Annotated in this window: 15 protein-coding genes; 1 reads left to right on the top strand and 14 read right to left on the bottom strand. The window is 63.8% G+C overall.

Annotated elements, in window-relative coordinates:
- Positions 1–2: 2 nt before the first annotated feature.
- The 7 genes from AC0L3B_RS08070 to AC0L3B_RS08040 form a co-directional block, all read right to left on the bottom strand.
- A complete protein-coding gene (locus AC0L3B_RS08070) occupies positions 3–1,664 on the bottom strand; it encodes a thiamine pyrophosphate-binding protein (RefSeq protein ID WP_473380260.1) in 1,662 nt (553 codons plus the stop codon).
- A 413-nt stretch (positions 1,665–2,077) separates the two neighbouring features.
- A complete protein-coding gene (locus AC0L3B_RS08065; protein WP_085361521.1) occupies positions 2,078–2,863 on the bottom strand; it encodes an ABC transporter permease in 786 nt (261 codons plus the stop codon).
- Positions 2,860–3,672, bottom strand: coding sequence for an ABC transporter permease (locus AC0L3B_RS08060; protein WP_473380330.1), 813 nt, complete (start codon positions 3,670–3,672; stop codon positions 2,860–2,862). The genes AC0L3B_RS08065 and AC0L3B_RS08060 overlap by 4 nt, the downstream gene beginning before the upstream one ends.
- A 73-nt stretch (positions 3,673–3,745) precedes the next feature.
- Positions 3,746–4,804, bottom strand: a complete 1,059-nt coding sequence (locus tag AC0L3B_RS08055) for an ABC transporter substrate-binding protein (RefSeq protein WP_085361522.1) — start codon at positions 4,802–4,804, stop codon at positions 3,746–3,748.
- A gap of 28 nt (positions 4,805–4,832) precedes the next feature.
- A complete protein-coding gene (locus AC0L3B_RS08050) occupies positions 4,833–6,140 on the bottom strand; it encodes an NAD(P)/FAD-dependent oxidoreductase (protein WP_085385419.1) in 1,308 nt (435 codons plus the stop codon).
- A gap of 15 nt (positions 6,141–6,155) precedes the next feature.
- Positions 6,156–6,872: an HAD family hydrolase gene (locus AC0L3B_RS08045; protein WP_018454007.1), complete on the bottom strand. Its 717-nt coding sequence runs from the start codon at positions 6,870–6,872 to the stop codon at positions 6,156–6,158.
- Between the two features lie 36 nt (positions 6,873–6,908).
- On the bottom strand, positions 6,909–7,991 hold the full coding sequence (locus tag AC0L3B_RS08040; protein WP_018454006.1) for an ABC transporter ATP-binding protein: 1,083 nt from the start codon (positions 7,989–7,991) through the stop codon (positions 6,909–6,911).
- 210 nt (positions 7,992–8,201) lie between these two features.
- Here AC0L3B_RS08040 and AC0L3B_RS08035 point away from each other — a divergent pair, with 210 nt between their 5' ends.
- On the top strand, positions 8,202–9,140 hold the full coding sequence (locus AC0L3B_RS08035; RefSeq protein ID WP_204512151.1) for a LysR family transcriptional regulator: 939 nt from the start codon (positions 8,202–8,204) through the stop codon (positions 9,138–9,140).
- A gap of 57 nt (positions 9,141–9,197) precedes the next feature.
- On the opposite strand, the gene AC0L3B_RS08030 is transcribed toward AC0L3B_RS08035, so the two are convergent.
- The 7 genes from AC0L3B_RS08030 to AC0L3B_RS08000 all read right to left on the bottom strand — a co-directional run bounded on the left by AC0L3B_RS08030 (position 9,198) and on the right by AC0L3B_RS08000 (position 16,624).
- A complete protein-coding gene (locus tag AC0L3B_RS08030) occupies positions 9,198–10,109 on the bottom strand; it encodes a lipase family protein (protein ID WP_085361526.1) in 912 nt (303 codons plus the stop codon).
- Positions 10,110–10,372: 263 nt separating this feature from the next.
- Positions 10,373–11,563: a mannonate dehydratase gene (gene uxuA / locus AC0L3B_RS08025; protein ID WP_473380259.1), complete on the bottom strand. Its 1,191-nt coding sequence runs from the start codon at positions 11,561–11,563 to the stop codon at positions 10,373–10,375.
- A gap of 15 nt (positions 11,564–11,578) precedes the next feature.
- On the bottom strand, positions 11,579–12,628 hold the full coding sequence (locus tag AC0L3B_RS08020) for an L-idonate 5-dehydrogenase (RefSeq protein WP_085351940.1): 1,050 nt from the start codon (positions 12,626–12,628) through the stop codon (positions 11,579–11,581).
- Positions 12,625–14,031, bottom strand: coding sequence for a TRAP transporter large permease (locus AC0L3B_RS08015; protein WP_085351941.1), 1,407 nt, complete (start codon positions 14,029–14,031; stop codon positions 12,625–12,627). Before AC0L3B_RS08015 ends, AC0L3B_RS08020 begins: the two co-directional genes overlap by 4 nt.
- A gap of 4 nt (positions 14,032–14,035) precedes the next feature.
- Positions 14,036–14,614, bottom strand: coding sequence for a TRAP transporter small permease (locus AC0L3B_RS08010; RefSeq protein ID WP_018454000.1), 579 nt, complete (start codon positions 14,612–14,614; stop codon positions 14,036–14,038).
- Positions 14,615–14,750: 136 nt separating this feature from the next.
- A complete protein-coding gene (locus AC0L3B_RS08005) occupies positions 14,751–15,710 on the bottom strand; it encodes a sialic acid TRAP transporter substrate-binding protein SiaP (protein ID WP_473380329.1) in 960 nt (319 codons plus the stop codon).
- 104 nt (positions 15,711–15,814) lie between these two features.
- Positions 15,815–16,624, bottom strand: a complete 810-nt coding sequence (locus AC0L3B_RS08000) for a FadR/GntR family transcriptional regulator (RefSeq protein WP_085361530.1) — start codon at positions 16,622–16,624, stop codon at positions 15,815–15,817.
- Positions 16,625–16,687: the final 63 nt, after the last annotated feature.

The raw sequence follows: 16,687 nt of genomic DNA, 5'->3' as shown, positions 1-16,687 counted from the left end.
GCTTAAGCCTTCACCGCAGGGGCGAAGTCCTTGCCGACCGACATCGCGCGCGGATCGATGATGCAGTGGAGGATCGACGGCTTGCCCGAGGCGAGCGCACGCTCGAACGCCGGCGCGAACTCTTCGGTGCGCTCGACGCGCTCGCCATGGCCGCCGAACGCTTTTGCGTACATCGCAAAATCCGGGTTCTTGAGCTGGGTGCCGACCACGCGTCCCGGATAGTCGCGCTCCTGGTGCATGCGGATGGTGCCGTATTGCGCATTGTCGACGATGATGACGACGAGCGGCGCATCGTATTGCACGGCAGTCGCGAATTCCTGCCCGTTCATCAGGAAGCAGCCGTCGCCAGCGAACGCGATAACGGTGCGATCCGGATATTGCCGTTTCGCGAGCACCGCCGCCGGCACGCCATATCCCATCGAGCCCGAGGTCGGCGCGAGCTGGGCGGCAAAGCTGTGGAAGCGATGATGGCGATGGATCCAGCCGGCGTAGTTGCCGGCGCCGTTGCAGACGATCGCGTCCTTGGGCAGGCGATCGCGCAGCCAGGTCATGACCTGGCCGTACTGGAACGTGCCCGGCAGCTCGCGCGCCTTTTCGGTCCAGGCGAGATAGTCGGCATGCGCCTTGGCGGCCTCGCCCTTCCAGGCAACGGCGCCTGCCGGCTTCAGCGTCTCGACCGCGGCCGCGAAGGCGGCGGGCGTGGCCTGGATCGCGAGCTCAGGCTGATAGATGCGGCCGAGCTCTTCCGAGCCGGGATGAACGTGGATCAGCTTCTGCCGCGGGGTCGGAATGTCGAGCAGCGTGTAGGATGAGGACGGCATTTCCGACATGCGGCCGCCGATCAGCAAAATGACGTCGGCGTGGTTGATGCGCGCCTTCAGGCCCGGGCTCGGCCCGATGCCGAGATCGCCGGCATAATGCGAGTGATCGGCGTCGATCAGCGAGGCCCGGCGGAACGAGGTCGCGACCGGCAGGTCGAACCGCTCGGCAAAGCGCGCGATGCTCCGGGTCGCTTCATCCGTCCAGCGCGAGCCGCCAAGAATGACGAGCGGCGCCTTGGCGCTCGCAAGCATGGCGCCGACGCGCTCGATATCGGCAGGCGCCGGCCAGCTCACCGCCGGCTCGATGCGCATGGCGTCCGCAACGGCTGCGGTCTCGGTCAGCATGTTCTCGGGCAGCGAGATCACCACGGGACCGGGACGGCCCTGCATGGCGACGCGGAAAGCGCGCGCGACCAACTCCGGAATCCGGTCGGGACGATCGATCTCGACCGCCCATTTCGCCATGGTGCCGAACACCGCCTTGTAGTCGAGTTCCTGAAACGCCTCGCGCTCGCGCATGCCGGTGTCGACCTGACCGACGAACAGGATCATTGGCGTGGAATCCTGCATCGCGATGTGGACGCCGTGGCTCGCATTGGTGGCGCCGGGGCCGCGGGTGACGAAGCAGATGCCGGGACGCCCGGTGAGCTTGCCATAGGCTTCCGCCATCATCGCCGCACCGCCTTCGGCGCGGCAGATCATGACGTCGATCGGGCTGTCGTGCAGCGCGTCCAGCGCCGCCAGATAGCTCTCGCCCGGCACGCAGGTGACGCGCTCGACGCCCTGGGCGACGAGCTGATCGATCAGGATCTGGCCCCCGGTGCGGGCGTTGCGAATGCTCATGACGGCTCCCTCAAGGCTTTGGCGATGCGTTTCGCAGCTTCGCGAAATTTTGCTCGGAGCTGGCGTAGGACAGGCCGACAGGGCGCGCAAGATCGAAAGGCTCCTCGCACCCTGCGCAGGCGTCATGCCCGCCCCTGCTGGTTGCACTGCAGCCCATGTCGCAGCCGCTTGCCGGACGAGAGGTGGCGAGCTTCGACGCCTTCGTTGACGACCTGGCCGAACCAGATCGGTGCCCTATTCGACCGCGACCTCAGCGAGGCCGACGTGCCGGCAAACAGCAGGGCACAGATCGTGGAGATGATTTTGGCGTGGCCGGCGGCGAAAGCGTGAGACGGCGAGGTTCGTGCCAAGCATTCGGTGTCGTCCTGACGAAGCCAGGACCTCCTGGCTTTCGCCAGGACGATGAACAAAAATCACCCGCCCTTTTTCTGCCGCGCGCTCGCCAGCAGTACCAGCACGAAGGAGGCCGCCGTCATCAGCGTCGAGATGGCAGCGATGGTCGGGTCGATCTCGTCGCGGAGGGCGGTGAACATGCGCTTGGTCAGCGGCTGATACTGGCCGCCGGAGATGAAAAGCGCGACGATGGTCTCGTCCATCGCCGAGATGAAGGCGAAGATGCCGCCTGCGACCACGCTGGACTTGATCTGCGGCAAGGTCACCGCGAAGAAGCTACGCAGGCGATTCATGCCGAGGCTGCGTGCGACCATCTCCTGCGCCGGATCGAAACTCTGCAAGCCCGCCAGCACCGAAATGATCACGTAAGGCAGCCCCAGCATCACATTGGCGAGCACCAGGCCCGGCAGCGTCGCGACCAAGCCGATTTTGGCATAGAGGAAGAATATCCCCACCGCAGTGATGATGATCGGCACCACCAGCGGCAACAGCAGCATCATGTGGATCAGCCGCATGATCCGCAGCTTCGACTGGCTGATGGCATAGGCGGCGGAGACGCCGAGCGGCGTTGCGATAAGCACGGTAAGGAGCGCGACCGTCAGCGTTACCCGCGTCGCCTGCATCCAGGCCGCGTTGGAGAAATACTGCTGATACCAGCGCAGCGAGAACGACGGTGGCGGAAAGGTCAGAAAACGCGCGCTGGAGAAGGAGATCGGCGCGATGATCAGCACCGGCAGGATCAGGTAGATCAGCACCAGCGCGCTGATCACATAGAGGGCGATCCGGGCGGGTGACAATCGCGTCATTTCTGCCCCAATATGCGATCGAGCGAGATGAAGCGGCTGACGACGAAGAAGATCGCGAGCACGCTTAAGAGCAGCACGACGGCGACTGCGCTCGCCGCGCCGAACTGGTTGTATAGCTCGACATTGCGGCTCACCAGCATCGACACCATCACCGTGCGGCCGCCGCCGAGCAGTTCCGGCGTGATGTAAAAACCGAGGCAGAGCACGAACACCATGGTGCAGCCTGCCAGCACGCCCGGCAGAGACAGCGGCAGGAAGACGCGGACGAAGGTGAGCGACGGGCTCGCTCCCAGGCTGGCGCCGGCCTGCATGAGGTCGGACGGGATCTTCTGCATGGTGGCGTAGAGCGGCAGCACCATGAACGGCAAGAGGATGTGTACCGTCGCAACCACCGTGCCGAAGGTGTTGTGCACCAGCGCGAGCGGTTCGCTCGTCACCTCGAGATAACGCAAAAGCTGGTTGATCACACCGGTGCGCTGGAGCAGCGCCAGCCAGGCATAAGCGCGCACCAGCACACTGGTCCAGAACGGCAGCACGACCAGCGACAGGATGAGAATGCTCCATCCTTTCGGCACCGAGTTGGCGAGGTAGGCCACGGGATAGCCAAGCAGCAGCGCGATTCCCGTGACCACGAGGCTGATCTCGAAGGTCAGCGCAAAGCTGCGCCAGTAGATGTCTTCGGTGAAGATGCGGCGATAATTCTCCAGCGTGAAGCCGTCATGGTAGATCGACTGCCAGGCGAGCCAGCCGACCGGCAGCACGATCAGAGCCAAGATCACCAGCAGCGCCGGCGACACCAATGCCAGCATCAGGCCGTGTTCGCGACGCTGATGCTTTTGGGAGGGATCCGGCACGGATGTCATCGACGCGGCCTCGCTTCGCCTACTTCTGCATGAACGACGCCCAACGCTTCTCGGTGGCTTCGCCCGCCGGCGAGGACCACCAGGCGTAGGACATCAGGGCCTGCTTGGCCGCATTGGCCGGCTCGCTTGGCAATTGCGCGGCGCGCTCCGGCTTGATCACGCCGGTATCGAACGCCTTGGGATTGCCCGGGCCGTAATCGATATTGAGCGGCAGATTGGCCTGGTGCACGGGATCGACGGCCTCGTTGAGGAATTTGACTGCCGTCTCGAGATTCGGCGCGCCCTTGAGAATGCAGAGCGAGGTGCTCTGCAAAACGCCCTGGTTGTAGGTGAAGGCAACCTTGGCGCCTTCCTTCGCGACTGCGCTGACGCGGCCGTTCCAGGCCATCTCCATGTCGACCTCGCCGTCATTGAGAAGCTGTGCCGACTGCGCACCGGAGGTCCACCACACCGTGATGTGCGGCTTGATCTCTTCCAGCTTCTTGAAGGCGCGCTCGACGTCGAGCGGATAGAGCTTGTCGGGCGCGACGCCGTCGGCCATCAGGGCCGCCTCGAGCGTCGCGAACGGGTGGTTACGCAGTGCGCGGCGCCCGGGAAATTTCTTGACGTCCCAGAAATCGGCCCAGCTGTTCGGCGCGTCCTTCGGAAACGTCTTCTGGCTGTAAGCCAGTACGCTGGAATAGAACTCGTAGGAAACCGAATAGGGGCTGCGATAGGACTCCGGCATCGCGGCGCCATTCGGGATCTTCGAGAAGTCGAGCTTCTCGATCAGCCCCTGCTCGCCGCCACGCAGGCAGTTGCCGGTCGGAGTATCGACGACATCCCAGATCGGCTTGCCGCTGCCGACTTGCGTTTTGATTGCGGGCCAGGCATCGGGAATGGAGTCCTGGTTGACGGTGATGCCGAGCTTCTTGGCGGTGGGATCGAGAATCGCCACCGTCTGCGCCTGCTGGTAGGCGCCGCCTTGCGAGACGAAGGTGATCTGTTCGGCAGCGGCGGCGATGCCGGTTGTTGCGAACATTCCGAGCGATCCGCCCAACAAAGCGTAGCCAAATCGAAAATCTCGTTTCGTCGTCATCCTCGCCTCCTCTGTCACTAATTAAATGTCACTGTCCGATCGCATCGAGAAACTGGTACCAGCCCGCGACCATGCGCACGGCGGGCTCGCGCAACGGATAGAACGGGATGGCTTTCAATCGCCTCGCGTCGAGCAGCCCGACCTCTGGCGTCTCGCCGCGCACGAAAGCGGCGAGATAGCGGCCCATCAGGCTCGACATCGCCACGCCCGCGCCGTTGTAGCCCATCGAGAACAGCGTGCGGTCGTCGAGCCGGCCGATATGCGGCACGGAGTCCAACGTCATCCCGACCAGGCCCGACCATTTGTAGGCGAGCGGGACGTCGGCAAGGTCGGGAAAGATTCCGACCATCGCCTTGCGCAGCGCGTCGAAAGCGGTTTCCGAATCCTGCTTGCCGAACGCGCCGCGGCCGCCAAAAATCACACGATTGTCGACCATGCGGAACCAGCGCATCATGCGCTTGGTCTCGGTGTAGGTGCGCCCGGTCGGCATCAGGCTTCCCGCGAGGTTGCGCGGCAGCCTGTCGGTCGCGATGATGGCGCTTCGGAACGGGATCAGCGTGCGCTGCATGTTCGTCGTCGCGCCGGTGAGGTCGGAATAGCTGTTGGTGGCGATGATCGCCTGCTTTGCCCGCACTGCGCCTTGCGGCGTTTCAGCGACGATGCCGCTGTTGTCGCGGCGGAGCCTTACGACCGGCGACTCCTGGAAAATCGGGATGCCGCGGCGCGCCACGCCATCGGCAAGGCCGCGCAGATAATTCAGCGGATGGATGCCGCCGGAGCCGGGATTGAGCACGCCGCCGACGAAGATGTCGGAGCCAGTCTCGTCGCGCACTTGCCCCTTGTCGAGGATGCGGACCTCCGCATCCCCCATCTCGCGCTTCATCCAGTTGGCCTCGTCGATCGCGGCCTTCAGGGTCGTCTCGTTGTGAGCGGCCTTGACCTGGCCGGTGCGCGTCAACGCGGCACTGGTGATGCCAAATTCGGAGACCAGCTCCTCGACGATATCAGTGGATTCATGCGCGATCCCGTACATGCGCTGCGCCATGGCGCGGCCGTGCACGGCGTCGATCTCGCGGAACGAGAGGCGGAACTTTGCGGTGATCACGCCGCCATTGCGTCCACTCGCGCCCCAGCCCGGGCGGTTGGCCTCAAGTACGATCGGCGACAAACCGCTTTTGGCGATGTGGTGCGCAGCAGACAGGCCCGTGTAGCCCGCACCGATGATCACCACATCCGCCTGGTGCTCGCCTGACACGACCGGAAACTCGCGCGCCGGCTCGGCCGTGGCGGCCCACAGCGAGTTGGCCGACGGCAGCGCGTTCCAGTCCCGTGTCATGCCACCGCTCATGCCTTACGCCGCCGGCCCGATGGCCGCATCGGCAAGCGCCTTCAACGTCGGAAAATGGAAGTCCGGCTTGGTCAGCGTCTCCACGGCCGGTGTGCCTCCGAAACCGGCCATGCCCTGGCGGCGCTCGATCCAGCACACCTTGTAGCCGAGTTTCCGCGCAATCCCGATGTCGTGATACTGGCTCTGCGCGACGTGAAGGATATCGGACTGCTTGTAGCCGAAAGCGGACTGGCGGCCCTTGTTGTAGGCGAAAAACTCCGGATCGGGTTTCGCAACGCCAGTCTCGTCGGCGCAAACGGTATCGTCGAAGGGATTGCCGAGCGCGTGCGCGTAACAGGACAGCGCGACGCGGTCGGCATTGGTCATCGCGACCAGGCGGAATTTGGTTCTCAGGCGCTTCAGAGCCTCGACCGAGTCTGGGAACGGTCCCCAGCGCAGCACCGCGAGCTGGAACACGTCGCAGGAGGCGTCATCGGCCTGCAGCCCGAGTTCCTTGGCAAGATAGCGATAGACATGGAACATCACCTCGCTCGAACGCTCGTGGTGCTTGTCGCGACCGCGCTTGTAGGATTCGAAGATCTTGTCGTCGCTGAGCTCGGCCGGCGACTTGCCCGAGATCCGGCGCACCGCGGAGAGCACGCCGGTCTCGAAATCGATCAAGGTGCCGACGACGTCGAAGGTGAGAACCTTGAAATTGCTGAACGAGGCTGCTGACGACATTTTTGGCTTCTTCTCTCGGTTGGACAAGGCTTGGGTTCAGTCCCTCACCCTGGGCACGACGATGGTGTCCTCGGGGTGAAGGGTCACGGTAAGGCTGCCGCCCAGCGGCGGGATGCGGCTGTAGGCCTGGTGATAGCTCGCCTGGCGCAGGCTGAGCACGATGCCATCGGCGAGCGCCAGGAAGATGCGCAGACTCTCGCCCTGATAGACGATGTCGGTGACCGTGCCGGTGAGCCGATTGCAGGCGGTGTCCGGCGCACCATCGTCGATCAGCAGTTTTTCGCTGTGCACGGCGAGCATCAGCGCGTCCCCGTCGGGAATGGCGCGGGCGCTGCGCAGAAGCACATTGCCGAGCGCAACGCCGGAGGCATCGACGCGTCGCACGGGAAGCATCGTGGCCTCGCCAATGAAACTCGCGACGAAGGAATCCGCGGGATGATCGTGCAGGCGCTCGGGCGCGTCGATCTGGATCAGCCTGCCGTCCTTCATCACGGCGACGCGGTCGCTCATGGTCAGCGCTTCGCGCTGATCGTGGGTGACGTAGATGATGGTGGCGCCGATGCGCTTGTGCAGCGCGCGCAGCTCGATCTGCATGGATTCGCGCAGTTGCTTGTCGAGCGCGGACAGCGGTTCGTCCATCAGGATCAGCCGCGGCTCGAAGATCATGGCGCGTGCGAGCGCCACGCGCTGGCGCTGGCCGCCGGAGAGTTGCGCGATACCGCGCTCTTCGTAGCCGGCAAGACCGACCATCGAAAGCGCCGCGCGCACCTTATCCGGCCAGGCCGCCTTCGGCAGCCGTCGCGCGCGCAAGGGAAAGGCAACATTCTCGCCGACGCTCATATGCGGGAACAGCGCGTAGTTCTGGAACACGACGCCGATGTCGCGCTTGTGCGGCGGCATCCAGGTGACGTCGCGGCCGCCGAACAAGATCGTTCCGCTCGATGGCAGGATGAAGCCGCCGAGGATGCCGAGCAACGTCGTCTTGCCGGAGCCGGAGGGGCCGAGCAGGGAGACGAACTCGCCGGCGGCGACATTGAGGGACACGTCGTCGAGGGCGCGAACGGCACCATAGGCCTTGCTCGCGGATCTGATCTCGACGCTTTCCGCTCGTTTGTCCAACGATCGACCTCGTCATGTCCTGAGCCGGCGTGCCTCACTGCACGCCATAAGCCTGCTTTATAGACAGGAATTTGAGCACTCACAGCCGAAGCGTGCACCGCACCAATATCTTCGCTCGCAAGTCCTGTCTTTAGGCTGTCATGTCGATGACATCAGACTTGGCAAAACTCGGCAATTGCCAAATTCTCACCTGGCTCATAACATGGGGTTATGCCTGAGCTACGCCGGATGCTGCCCTCAAGTAACGCCCTGTTCGTCTTCGACGCAGCGGCACGCAATGGCAGCTTCACTGCGGCTGCCGCCGAACTGAACGTCACCCAGCCTGCGGTGAGCCGGATGCTGGGTCAGTTCGAGGACCATCTCGGCGTTCGCCTATTCGACCGCAAGGCGGGACGCGCGGTGCTCACTGAGGAAGGCGAACTCTTGTATCGCCGCGTGCTCGAAGGCTTTCGCAGCATCGAAAGCGGGCTGGTCGAGATCGAGCGGCGCCGCAAGGGCACCGAGACGGTGACACTGTCGGTCTCCTCCGCCTTCACCACGCATTGGCTGATGCCGCGCATCGACAAGCTGCAGAAGCAATTTCCTCAGGTCGATTTGCGCTTTCAGCTGATCTCCGGCGCGCTGCGCGGACCAGTGGAGAATGTCGACCTCGGCATGCGCTTCCGCGATCGCGAGGAGCCGTCATCCGGTGGCACGCTGGTGATGAAGGAGGTCATGCTGCCGATGTGCAGCCCTGCCTATCTCGGCGAAACCGATCCCGCCGAAGGCAACACCATCATTCGGCTCGCCGAGACGCCGGGCGACTGGGCCGCGGATTACGCATCGCTTCTCACCGGGCGCCGCGGTGCTGCCAAGGCGCTGAGCTTCACGGACTATGCCGTCGTGATGCAGGCCGCCCTGCTCGGCCAGGGCATCGCGCTCGGTTGGCTGACGGTCGCCTCGCACTGGCTGTTGACCGGCGCGCTGGTGCCGGCCTCCGACACGCTCACCACCACACGCCGCATCTGCGAATTCCTGCCACCGCGCAACCGGCCGATGCGTCCCATCGCCGCCGAGATCCGCGACTGGATCACCGCGCAGATGAAAAGCGAGATCGCCGCGATCGACCGGCTCTATCCGAAGCTCGGCGCGATGGCGGCTTGCTACTAGAGCGTTTTCGGGCGAAGTGGACCGGTTCACGTGAAGAAAACGCATCAAAACCGGAGTCTAGGCGGGTGTCAGCGCGGCACAGTAACGATCGGGCAGGTGATCGCCGATCCCTGCCGGCAGCAGCACCGTGAGCCTGCCGACGACATCCGTCCGCGTGTTCTCGGATACGCCGCTGAGGAGATTGCGGACCTGCTCACCAATTCCAGCATTCGCCATTGGCTCATCCGAACCAACATTCGTCGTGAGCTGGCTGGCGCTGAATTTGGCGCCGCGTGCACAGGCGAGATAACGGCCGACGTGATGAAAGCCAAGCCCGGGCGGAGGCACGGTCGGGACGATGTCGGTGCCGTGCACGAGACGATAGGTCGTCCTGCCGAACGTACCGTTGTAGAGGGCGACGAAATCGTCGCGGCCCACGCGCGGACAACCGTAAAGATAGATCTGCGCATCCGCGAGCTGGAGCTGCTCCCGCGCGAAGTCCGCCGTTGCCACCGCGATCGCGGCGCCGAGGCTGTGCCCAGTGATGAAGATCGGTGATTTGCGCGCCAGCGCTGCCGCCAGTGCGCTCTTCACGTCGTCCCACACGGCCGCCGCCGCATCGACGAACCCCTGGTGCACGGGCGCCTTCGGTCGGCCAAGCGTGAAATCGCTGACCCAGTTCAGGAGATGAAGCGGGTCGGTGCCGGCGAAGGCGACAATGGTTGCGTCACCCTTGCTCGCGATGATCCCGCGCGTGTCGGTCAGCGGCAGCGTCGAATGCGCCGGCTGGCTCAGCAACTTGACGCCGGACAGATCCCAGAAAGGAGAGACCCTGTTGATCGTGTCCGGCACATGGGTCTCGTAGGCGAGTTGCGACATCCACATCATCGCGCGAGCGATGTCGAGATCAAAGCCGGTTGATGTCTCGTTGAATTTTGCAAATGCCCGTCGGTCATATTGATCGGGAGGAAGTTCGACCAGAATGCTCACATCAAGCTCCTAAATGGCTTATTGCTGCAATGCGTCGATCGAAAACGGAATGACGCTACCTTCGCATATGGCTGGAATTTTGACAATCTGTGCGCGTGCCCGGGACGTATTCTGCCTTTGCGCCTAAGGGGACAAGGTTGAGACGAGGCACCTCTCCCTCCGCGTCATTGCGAGCGTAGCGAAGCAATCCAGAGTCCTTCCGCGGAGGAATTCTGGTTTGGTTCGCTGCGCTCGCAATGACGGTATGGATAAAGTTTTGGCCTCTATCGATGCTCGATCGCGCGGATCGCGCCGCGGAGCTCGGCCAGGCCGCGGAGGCGGCCAATCGCGGTGTAGCCCGGATTGGTGCGCTTGGTGGCCGCGAGATCGTCGAGCATGCGATGGCCGTGGTCGGGCCGGAACACAATTTTCTGGCCGGGCGAACGCCGCGCGTTCTCCTTCAGCAGCGCCTTCAGCACCGAGACCATGTCGACGTCGCCGTCGAGATGATCGGACTCGTAGAAGGACAGGCCATCCGCCTCGCGCTTGGTCGCGCGCAGATGCGCAAAGGCAATGCGCGGGCCGAAGCGTTCGGCCATCGCGGGAAGATTGTTCTCGGCGCGCACGCCAAGCGACCCCGTGCACAGGCAGATACCATTCGCCTTTGACGGCACCGCATCGAACAACGCCTGATAGTCATCGGCGCTGGACGCGACGCGCGGCAGACCGAACAGCGGGCGCGGCGGGTCGTCCGGATGCAGCGTCAATGAGACCCCGAGCTGCTCGGCGACGGGGGTGACGCGGCCCAAAAACTCGGCGAGATGCTGCCGCAGGATTTTTGGCGTGACGTCGCGATATGTTTCGAGCCGATCGCGGAATTGCGGGATGGTCATCGGCTCGGTGGTCGAGCCCGGCAGCGCGCTGGCGATGACCATGACGAGATAGTCGATATCGGCCTGGCTCATCTGCTCGAACAGTTTTTTCGCGCGGGCCTGCTGCTCGGGCGAGTATTCCTGGACGGCGGCGGGACGCTTCAGGATGTGCAGCTCGAAGGCCGCGAAACGGTCTTGATCGAAGCGCATGGCGCGGGCGCCGTTCGGCAGCTCCCATTCGAGATCGGTGCGGCACCAATCCACGACGGGCATGAAGTTGTAGCAGATGATCTTGATGCCGGCCGCGGCAGCCGCCTCCAGGCTGGCGATCCATGTCTCGATCGAGCGCGTCGCTTTAGCCCCGAGACGCTTGACGTCGTCGGGGATCGGAATCGATTCCACCACCGACCAGGTCAGCCGCGAGCGCCCGGGTTGGCCGCTCTCGATGAAGTTCTTGCGCTCCTCGACCGCCTTGCGTGTCCAGGCTTCGCCGATCGGCACCTGATGCAGCGCCGAGACGATGTCGCTCGCGCCGGCCTGCCTGACATCATCCAGCGAGACCGGATCGTCCGGCCCATACCAGCGCCATCCCTCGAGCATCATAGGAAATCTCCCGGATCAGTTCGCGGTCAGCACGACCTTGACGCTCTGCGAGCGGTCGAGCGCCAGCCGCAGCGCGTCCGGCGCGGTGGACAGCGGCCGCTCGGCGGTGACCAGCGACAGCACGTCGACGCTGCCGTCCGCGATCAGCTCCACCGCCGTCATGAACTCGAGCCCGAAGCGGAACGAGCCGCGCAGGTCGATCTCCTTGGCCATCACCGCATTGGCCGGCACCGGAATCTGGCCACCCGGCAAATTGCCGATCTGCACCACAACGCCGCCGCGCCTGACGATACCGATCGCACTGGCAAGGCCTGCAGCCGTGCCCGAGACTTCGAAAGCGACATCGTAGGGGCGCGAGGCGGCCTGCGCCTTCAGGCCTTCCTCGCCGGCTGCGACATTCTCGACGTGAGAGGCGCCGAGCCGGGTCGCAAAGGCCAGCGGCGCCGGCGCGATGTCGGCCACCGTGATGTCGGTCATGCCGGCGCGGCGCGCGGCGAGCATGGTCAGAAGCCCGATTGGACCGGCGCCGAAGATGATGCCGCGCTTGCCATCGATGTTGCCGGCACGCGCGACGGCGTGCAGGCAGACCGCGAGCGGTTCGGCGAGCGCCGCGGCCTGATAGGACACATGATCGGGAATCTTCACGCACTGTGCCGGGATCGCGTCGAAATAGTTGGCAAAGCCGCCCTGCATGTGCGGTGTCTTCGAGGCCGAGCCCATGAAGTAGATATTCTCGCAGAGGTTTTGCCGGCCTTCGCGGCAAGCGACGCAATGGCCGCACCAGCGCGACGGGTTGACGGCGACACGGTCGCCGAGCTTCAGGTTCGCCGCGGAGCCCGCGATCTCCACGACCTCGCCTGAAATTTCGTGACCGAGCACTAGCGGCGATTTCACGACGAAATCGCCGGTGCGGGCATGACGGAAATAATGCATGTCCGAGCCGCAGATGCCGCCGGCGCCGAAACGGAGGCGCACCATGCCTTCAGCGAGCTTGTCGAGCGGATGCTCGACCATGCGCAGATCTTCGGGGCCAAACAGGGTTGCGGCGAGAGCAGTTGAGGTCATTTGGAAAGTCCCATGTATTTCGGCAGCCAGAGGGTCAATTCGGGGATGTAGGTGATTGCGATCAGCGCAACCATCAGCGGCACCAGCCACGGCAGGATCGCCACCGTCGTGCGCTCGACCGAGAGCTTTGCGACGCGCGCGAGCACGAACAACACCATGCCGAGCGGCGGATGCAGCAGACCGATCATCAGGTTCAGCGTCATGATCAGACCGAAATGGATCGGGTCGATGCCGAGCTTGAGCACGATCGGCAACAGGATCGGCACCAGAATGGTGATCGCCGCCGTGGTGTCGATGAAGCAGCCGACGAACAGGATCAGGACGTTGGCGAGCGCCAGGAACACCCATTTGTTGTGGGTGATGCTGAGCATCCAGTCCGACAGCATCTGGGCTGCCTGCGACACCGTCAGCAGCCAGGCGAAGATCGAGGCTGCCGTGACGATGAACAGCACCGAAGCCGTGGTCTCGATGGTGTCGAAAGTCGCTTTCGCGACCGTTTTCATCGTCATGGTGCGGTAGCGTACCAGGCCGAGGAACAGCGACCAGATCACGGCGGCGACCGCGGCTTCCGTTGGGGTGAACCAGCCGAGCGTCATGCCGCCGATCAGGATCACCGGCGCCATCAGCGCCATCACCGCGGAGAAGTCGAAGTACCAGTCGATCGCGAGCAGCGCGAACAGGCCGAGACCAACTGCCCAATTGGTGGAGAGACCGGCGACCGTCAGAAGCCAGACAGCCATCGGGAAGCTCAATACGACGAGGATCTCGAGCCCCGCCGATCCCAATTGCGGCCAGGAGAACGGCGTATCGCTGCCCCATTTGTTCTTGTGCGCGAAGTAGGTGACGGTGGCCATCATCAGGAGCGTCAGCACGACGCCTGGAATGACGCCCCCCAGAAACAGCGCGCCGATCGAGACGTTGGCCATCATGCCGTAGATCACGAAAGGCAGCGACGGCGGGATGATCGGCCCGAGCGTGGCGGAGGCCGCGGTGACGCCCACGGAGAATTCCGTGGAGTAGCCGTGGTCCTTCATCGCCTTGATCTCGATGGTACCGAGACCGGCGGCATCCGCGATCGCGGTGCCAGACATGCCGGAGAAGATCACCGAGCCAATGATATTGACGTGGCCGAGGCCGCCGCGCATCCAGCCGACCAGCGCGACGGCGAATTTATAGATGCGCCCGGTGACGCCGGCGATGTTCATGAGATTGCCGGCCAGGATGAAGAACGGCACGGCGAGCAACGGAAAGCTCTCGACACCGGCGATCATGCGCTGCGCCAGCGTGACGTCGGGCGTCACGCCGCTGACCAGGATGTAGAGCAGCGACGACGCCGCCATGGCGATGGCCACGGGAACGCCGAGCAGCATGAGGATGAGGAAGCCTCCAAGCAACAGCAACATGGAATTACCCTTCAAAGCCGTCGTAGGCGCCGGGACGTTCGAGGATCGAGTAGCCCTGCCGCAAATGTTGTATGGCCACTTGCACCGAGCGGACGAACATCAGCACGAAGCCCGCCAGCACGGCGTAATAGACGTAGTCCTTGGGAAGATTGATGGTGGTCATGGATTCGTCGCCGATGATCTGGATGTAGACCCAGACCAGCTTGATGGCGTAACCGAAGAAGACGATCCGGATCAGATCGATCACTGTCGACAATGCGCGCGCCACAAGGTGCGGAAGATAGCGATAGAGCAGGTCGACCTGGATGTGCCGCGACAGCCGCACGCACATCGAGGAGCCGATGAAGACCACGCCGATCAGGCAGTAGGTCGCGATCTCCTCGGTCCAGGCGTAGCTGTCGTTGAGGACGTAACGGGTGAAGAACTGGAGGAAGACGGCGAGCGCCATCACCCAGAAGATCGCCAGCGCGACCCAGTCCTCAAAAGCGTAGATGCCGAGATCGACCTTGGGCGTCGCCTCTTCCTCGAAGGTGTGGGCGATCTCGTCCGCGGTGATCTGCCGGTGCGTTTCGGCGGTGGACATGGGTGTGCTCCTCAAACTGATCACGTCGTTCCGGGATGGTGCGTCAGCACCAGACCCGGAACCTCGAGATTTTCAGGTGCGCAATTGCACACCGTAGTTCGGTCCAGCGGACCGCCCCGGGATGGCGACTACGTCATTACTTCACCGCCTGAATGCGTTCCCAGTCGGCCTTGCGGTAGCCGAAAGTCTCGAACGCGACGTTCTTCAGCACGGTGTCGCGGAACTCGCTCTTGTCGACCTCGGTGACGGTCAGGCCCTTCTCCTTGAAGAAGGCGACCAGCTTGGCCTCGTTCTGCTTGATCTCCGCGGTCGCCTTGGCGGCGGCCTCCTGCGCGACGTCGGTGAAGGTCTTCTTGTCCTCGTCGCTGAGCTTCTTCCAAAGCGCACCGGCCACCACCGTGTTGAGATGGTCGACGATGTGGCCGGTCAGCACGATGTGCTTCTGCACCTCGTAGAACTTCTTGGCCTCGATCGTGGTGAGCGGATTCTCCTGGGCTTCGACGGTACCGTTCTGGAGCGCCAGATAGACTTCGGCGAACGCGATCGGCGCGGTGTTGGCGCCGCAGGCGCGCGGCATGGCGAGATAGGCGGGCACATCGGGCACGCGCATCTTCAGACCCTTGAGGTCGGCACAGGTCTTGATCGGCTTGTTCGACGAGGTCTGGCGCACGCCGTAATAGGTCACCGCGACGATGTGGTGGCCGCTCTTGTCCTCATAACCCTTGGTGAGCTCCTTGAAGATGTCGCTCTTGGTGTAGGCGAGCAGATGATCGGCATCGCGGAAGGTGTAGGGATAATAGGTCACGCCGATCGGCGGAAAGCTCTTCGCGGCAAAGCTCGAGCCGGAGATGATGATGTCGACCGAACCGAGCGAAAGGCCCTGGTTGATGTCGGCCTCCTTGCCGAGCTGCGACGCTGGATAGACGTCGATCGCATAGCGCCCGTTGGTGCGTTTGCCGATCTCCTGCGCGGCCCAGACCGAAGCAGTGTGGAAGGGCTCCGAGGTCTCGTAGACATGGGCCCATTTGAGCTTGGTCTGCGCCATGCCGGCGCCAGTCGTAGCAGTCATCGCCGCGGCCGAGACCGCCAGCACCATTGTCATCTTTTTCAACACTGACTTTTCCTCCATTTTTCAAGTCTGCTTCTTTTAAATCTGCTTCATGTCCGCCCGCCCCCAACGCGGGTGCGGGCCGCACGATCTCATCTCGGTCGCGCGCTGCTGCTCGCAGCTCGCTTCTTCTTCGGCGCACGTTCCGGTTTTGTCGGTTTTGCCGTCGATCGCGCCGCGCGCCCGGAGGACAGTCCTGCCGCGCTCTCGGCGCCGAAGTTCTGCGCAAAGCGCTCCTGGGATCTCGCGAGATGATCGCGCATGGCTTCGCGCGCGGCCCCGGGATCATGCGCCGCGATCGCGTCGCGCACCGCGCGATGCTCGTCGAGTGCAGTGCGCCACGTGCCCGGGCTCTCGAAATAATGCGCAAGCTGCGCGAAATAGGGATTGAGGCGCTGGTCGAACAACTCGCCGACCACGCGCACCAGAACGGCATTGCCGAGGCTTCCGGCGATCGCGATGTGGAAGGCGCGGTCGTGGACCATCGAGGCTTCGCCGGGGTGTTCTACATTCTCCATCGCGACAAGGGATGCATCGATGCGGGCAACGTCGTCCTTCGTCGCCACGCGCGCGGCTTCCTCGGCGATGGCGCTTTCCAGGAACTCGCGGGCGCGCAGCAGCTCGAACGGGCCCTCGATGACGGAAGCAGGCGCGGTCGCCGCAACCGCCGCCGGCTCGATCACATAGATGCCGGAACCGACGCGGATGCGGAGGCGGCCCTCGACTTCGAGCGCGATCAGGGCTTCGCGCACTGTCGGCCTGGATATCTTGAGCTGCTCGGCGAGTTCGCGCTCGGTCGGCAAGCGGCTGCCGACCGCGTACTCACCGCTGTCGATCAGGCTTCGCAATTGATCGGCGACTTGGCGATAAAGCCGTCTCGCCTCCACAGCTTCCAGCGGCACGCTGGTCCTCCCGAAAGGGTCATGCCGGCAGCTCTCGCTGCCCGCGGCCCGCCAATTTTGGAA

The sequence above is a fragment of the Bradyrhizobium sp. Kon56 genome (assembly GCF_055807635.1).
The sequence above is the reverse complement of the archived record's forward strand: the minus strand, read 5'-3'. Positions and strand labels throughout refer to the sequence as shown.

Coding starts and splice junctions, on each gene's coding strand:
- AC0L3B_RS08045 (WP_018454007.1), bottom strand. CDS start 6,872: ATGTCGTCAGCAGCCTCGTTCAGCAATTTCAAGGTTCTCACCTTCGAC.
- AC0L3B_RS08070 (WP_473380260.1), bottom strand. CDS start 1,664: ATGAGCATTCGCAACGCCCGCACCGGGGGCCAGATCCTGATCGATCAG.
- AC0L3B_RS08010 (WP_018454000.1), bottom strand. CDS start 14,614: ATGTCCACCGCCGAAACGCACCGGCAGATCACCGCGGACGAGATCGCC.
- AC0L3B_RS08015 (WP_085351941.1), bottom strand. CDS start 14,031: ATGTTGCTGTTGCTTGGAGGCTTCCTCATCCTCATGCTGCTCGGCGTT.
- AC0L3B_RS08060 (WP_473380330.1), bottom strand. CDS start 3,672: ATGCTGGCATTGGTGTCGCCGGCGCTGCTGGTGATCTTGGCTCTGATC.
- AC0L3B_RS08035 (WP_204512151.1), top strand. CDS start 8,202: ATGCCTGAGCTACGCCGGATGCTGCCCTCAAGTAACGCCCTGTTCGTC.
- AC0L3B_RS08005 (WP_473380329.1), bottom strand. CDS start 15,710: ATGGTGCTGGCGGTCTCGGCCGCGGCGATGACTGCTACGACTGGCGCC.
- AC0L3B_RS08065 (WP_085361521.1), bottom strand. CDS start 2,863: ATGACGCGATTGTCACCCGCCCGGATCGCCCTCTATGTGATCAGCGCG.
- AC0L3B_RS08050 (WP_085385419.1), bottom strand. CDS start 6,140: ATGACACGGGACTGGAACGCGCTGCCGTCGGCCAACTCGCTGTGGGCC.
- AC0L3B_RS08020 (WP_085351940.1), bottom strand. CDS start 12,628: ATGACCTCAACTGCTCTCGCCGCAACCCTGTTTGGCCCCGAAGATCTG.
- AC0L3B_RS08055 (WP_085361522.1), bottom strand. CDS start 4,804: ATGACGACGAAACGAGATTTTCGATTTGGCTACGCTTTGTTGGGCGGA.
- uxuA (WP_473380259.1), bottom strand. CDS start 11,563: ATGATGCTCGAGGGATGGCGCTGGTATGGGCCGGACGATCCGGTCTCG.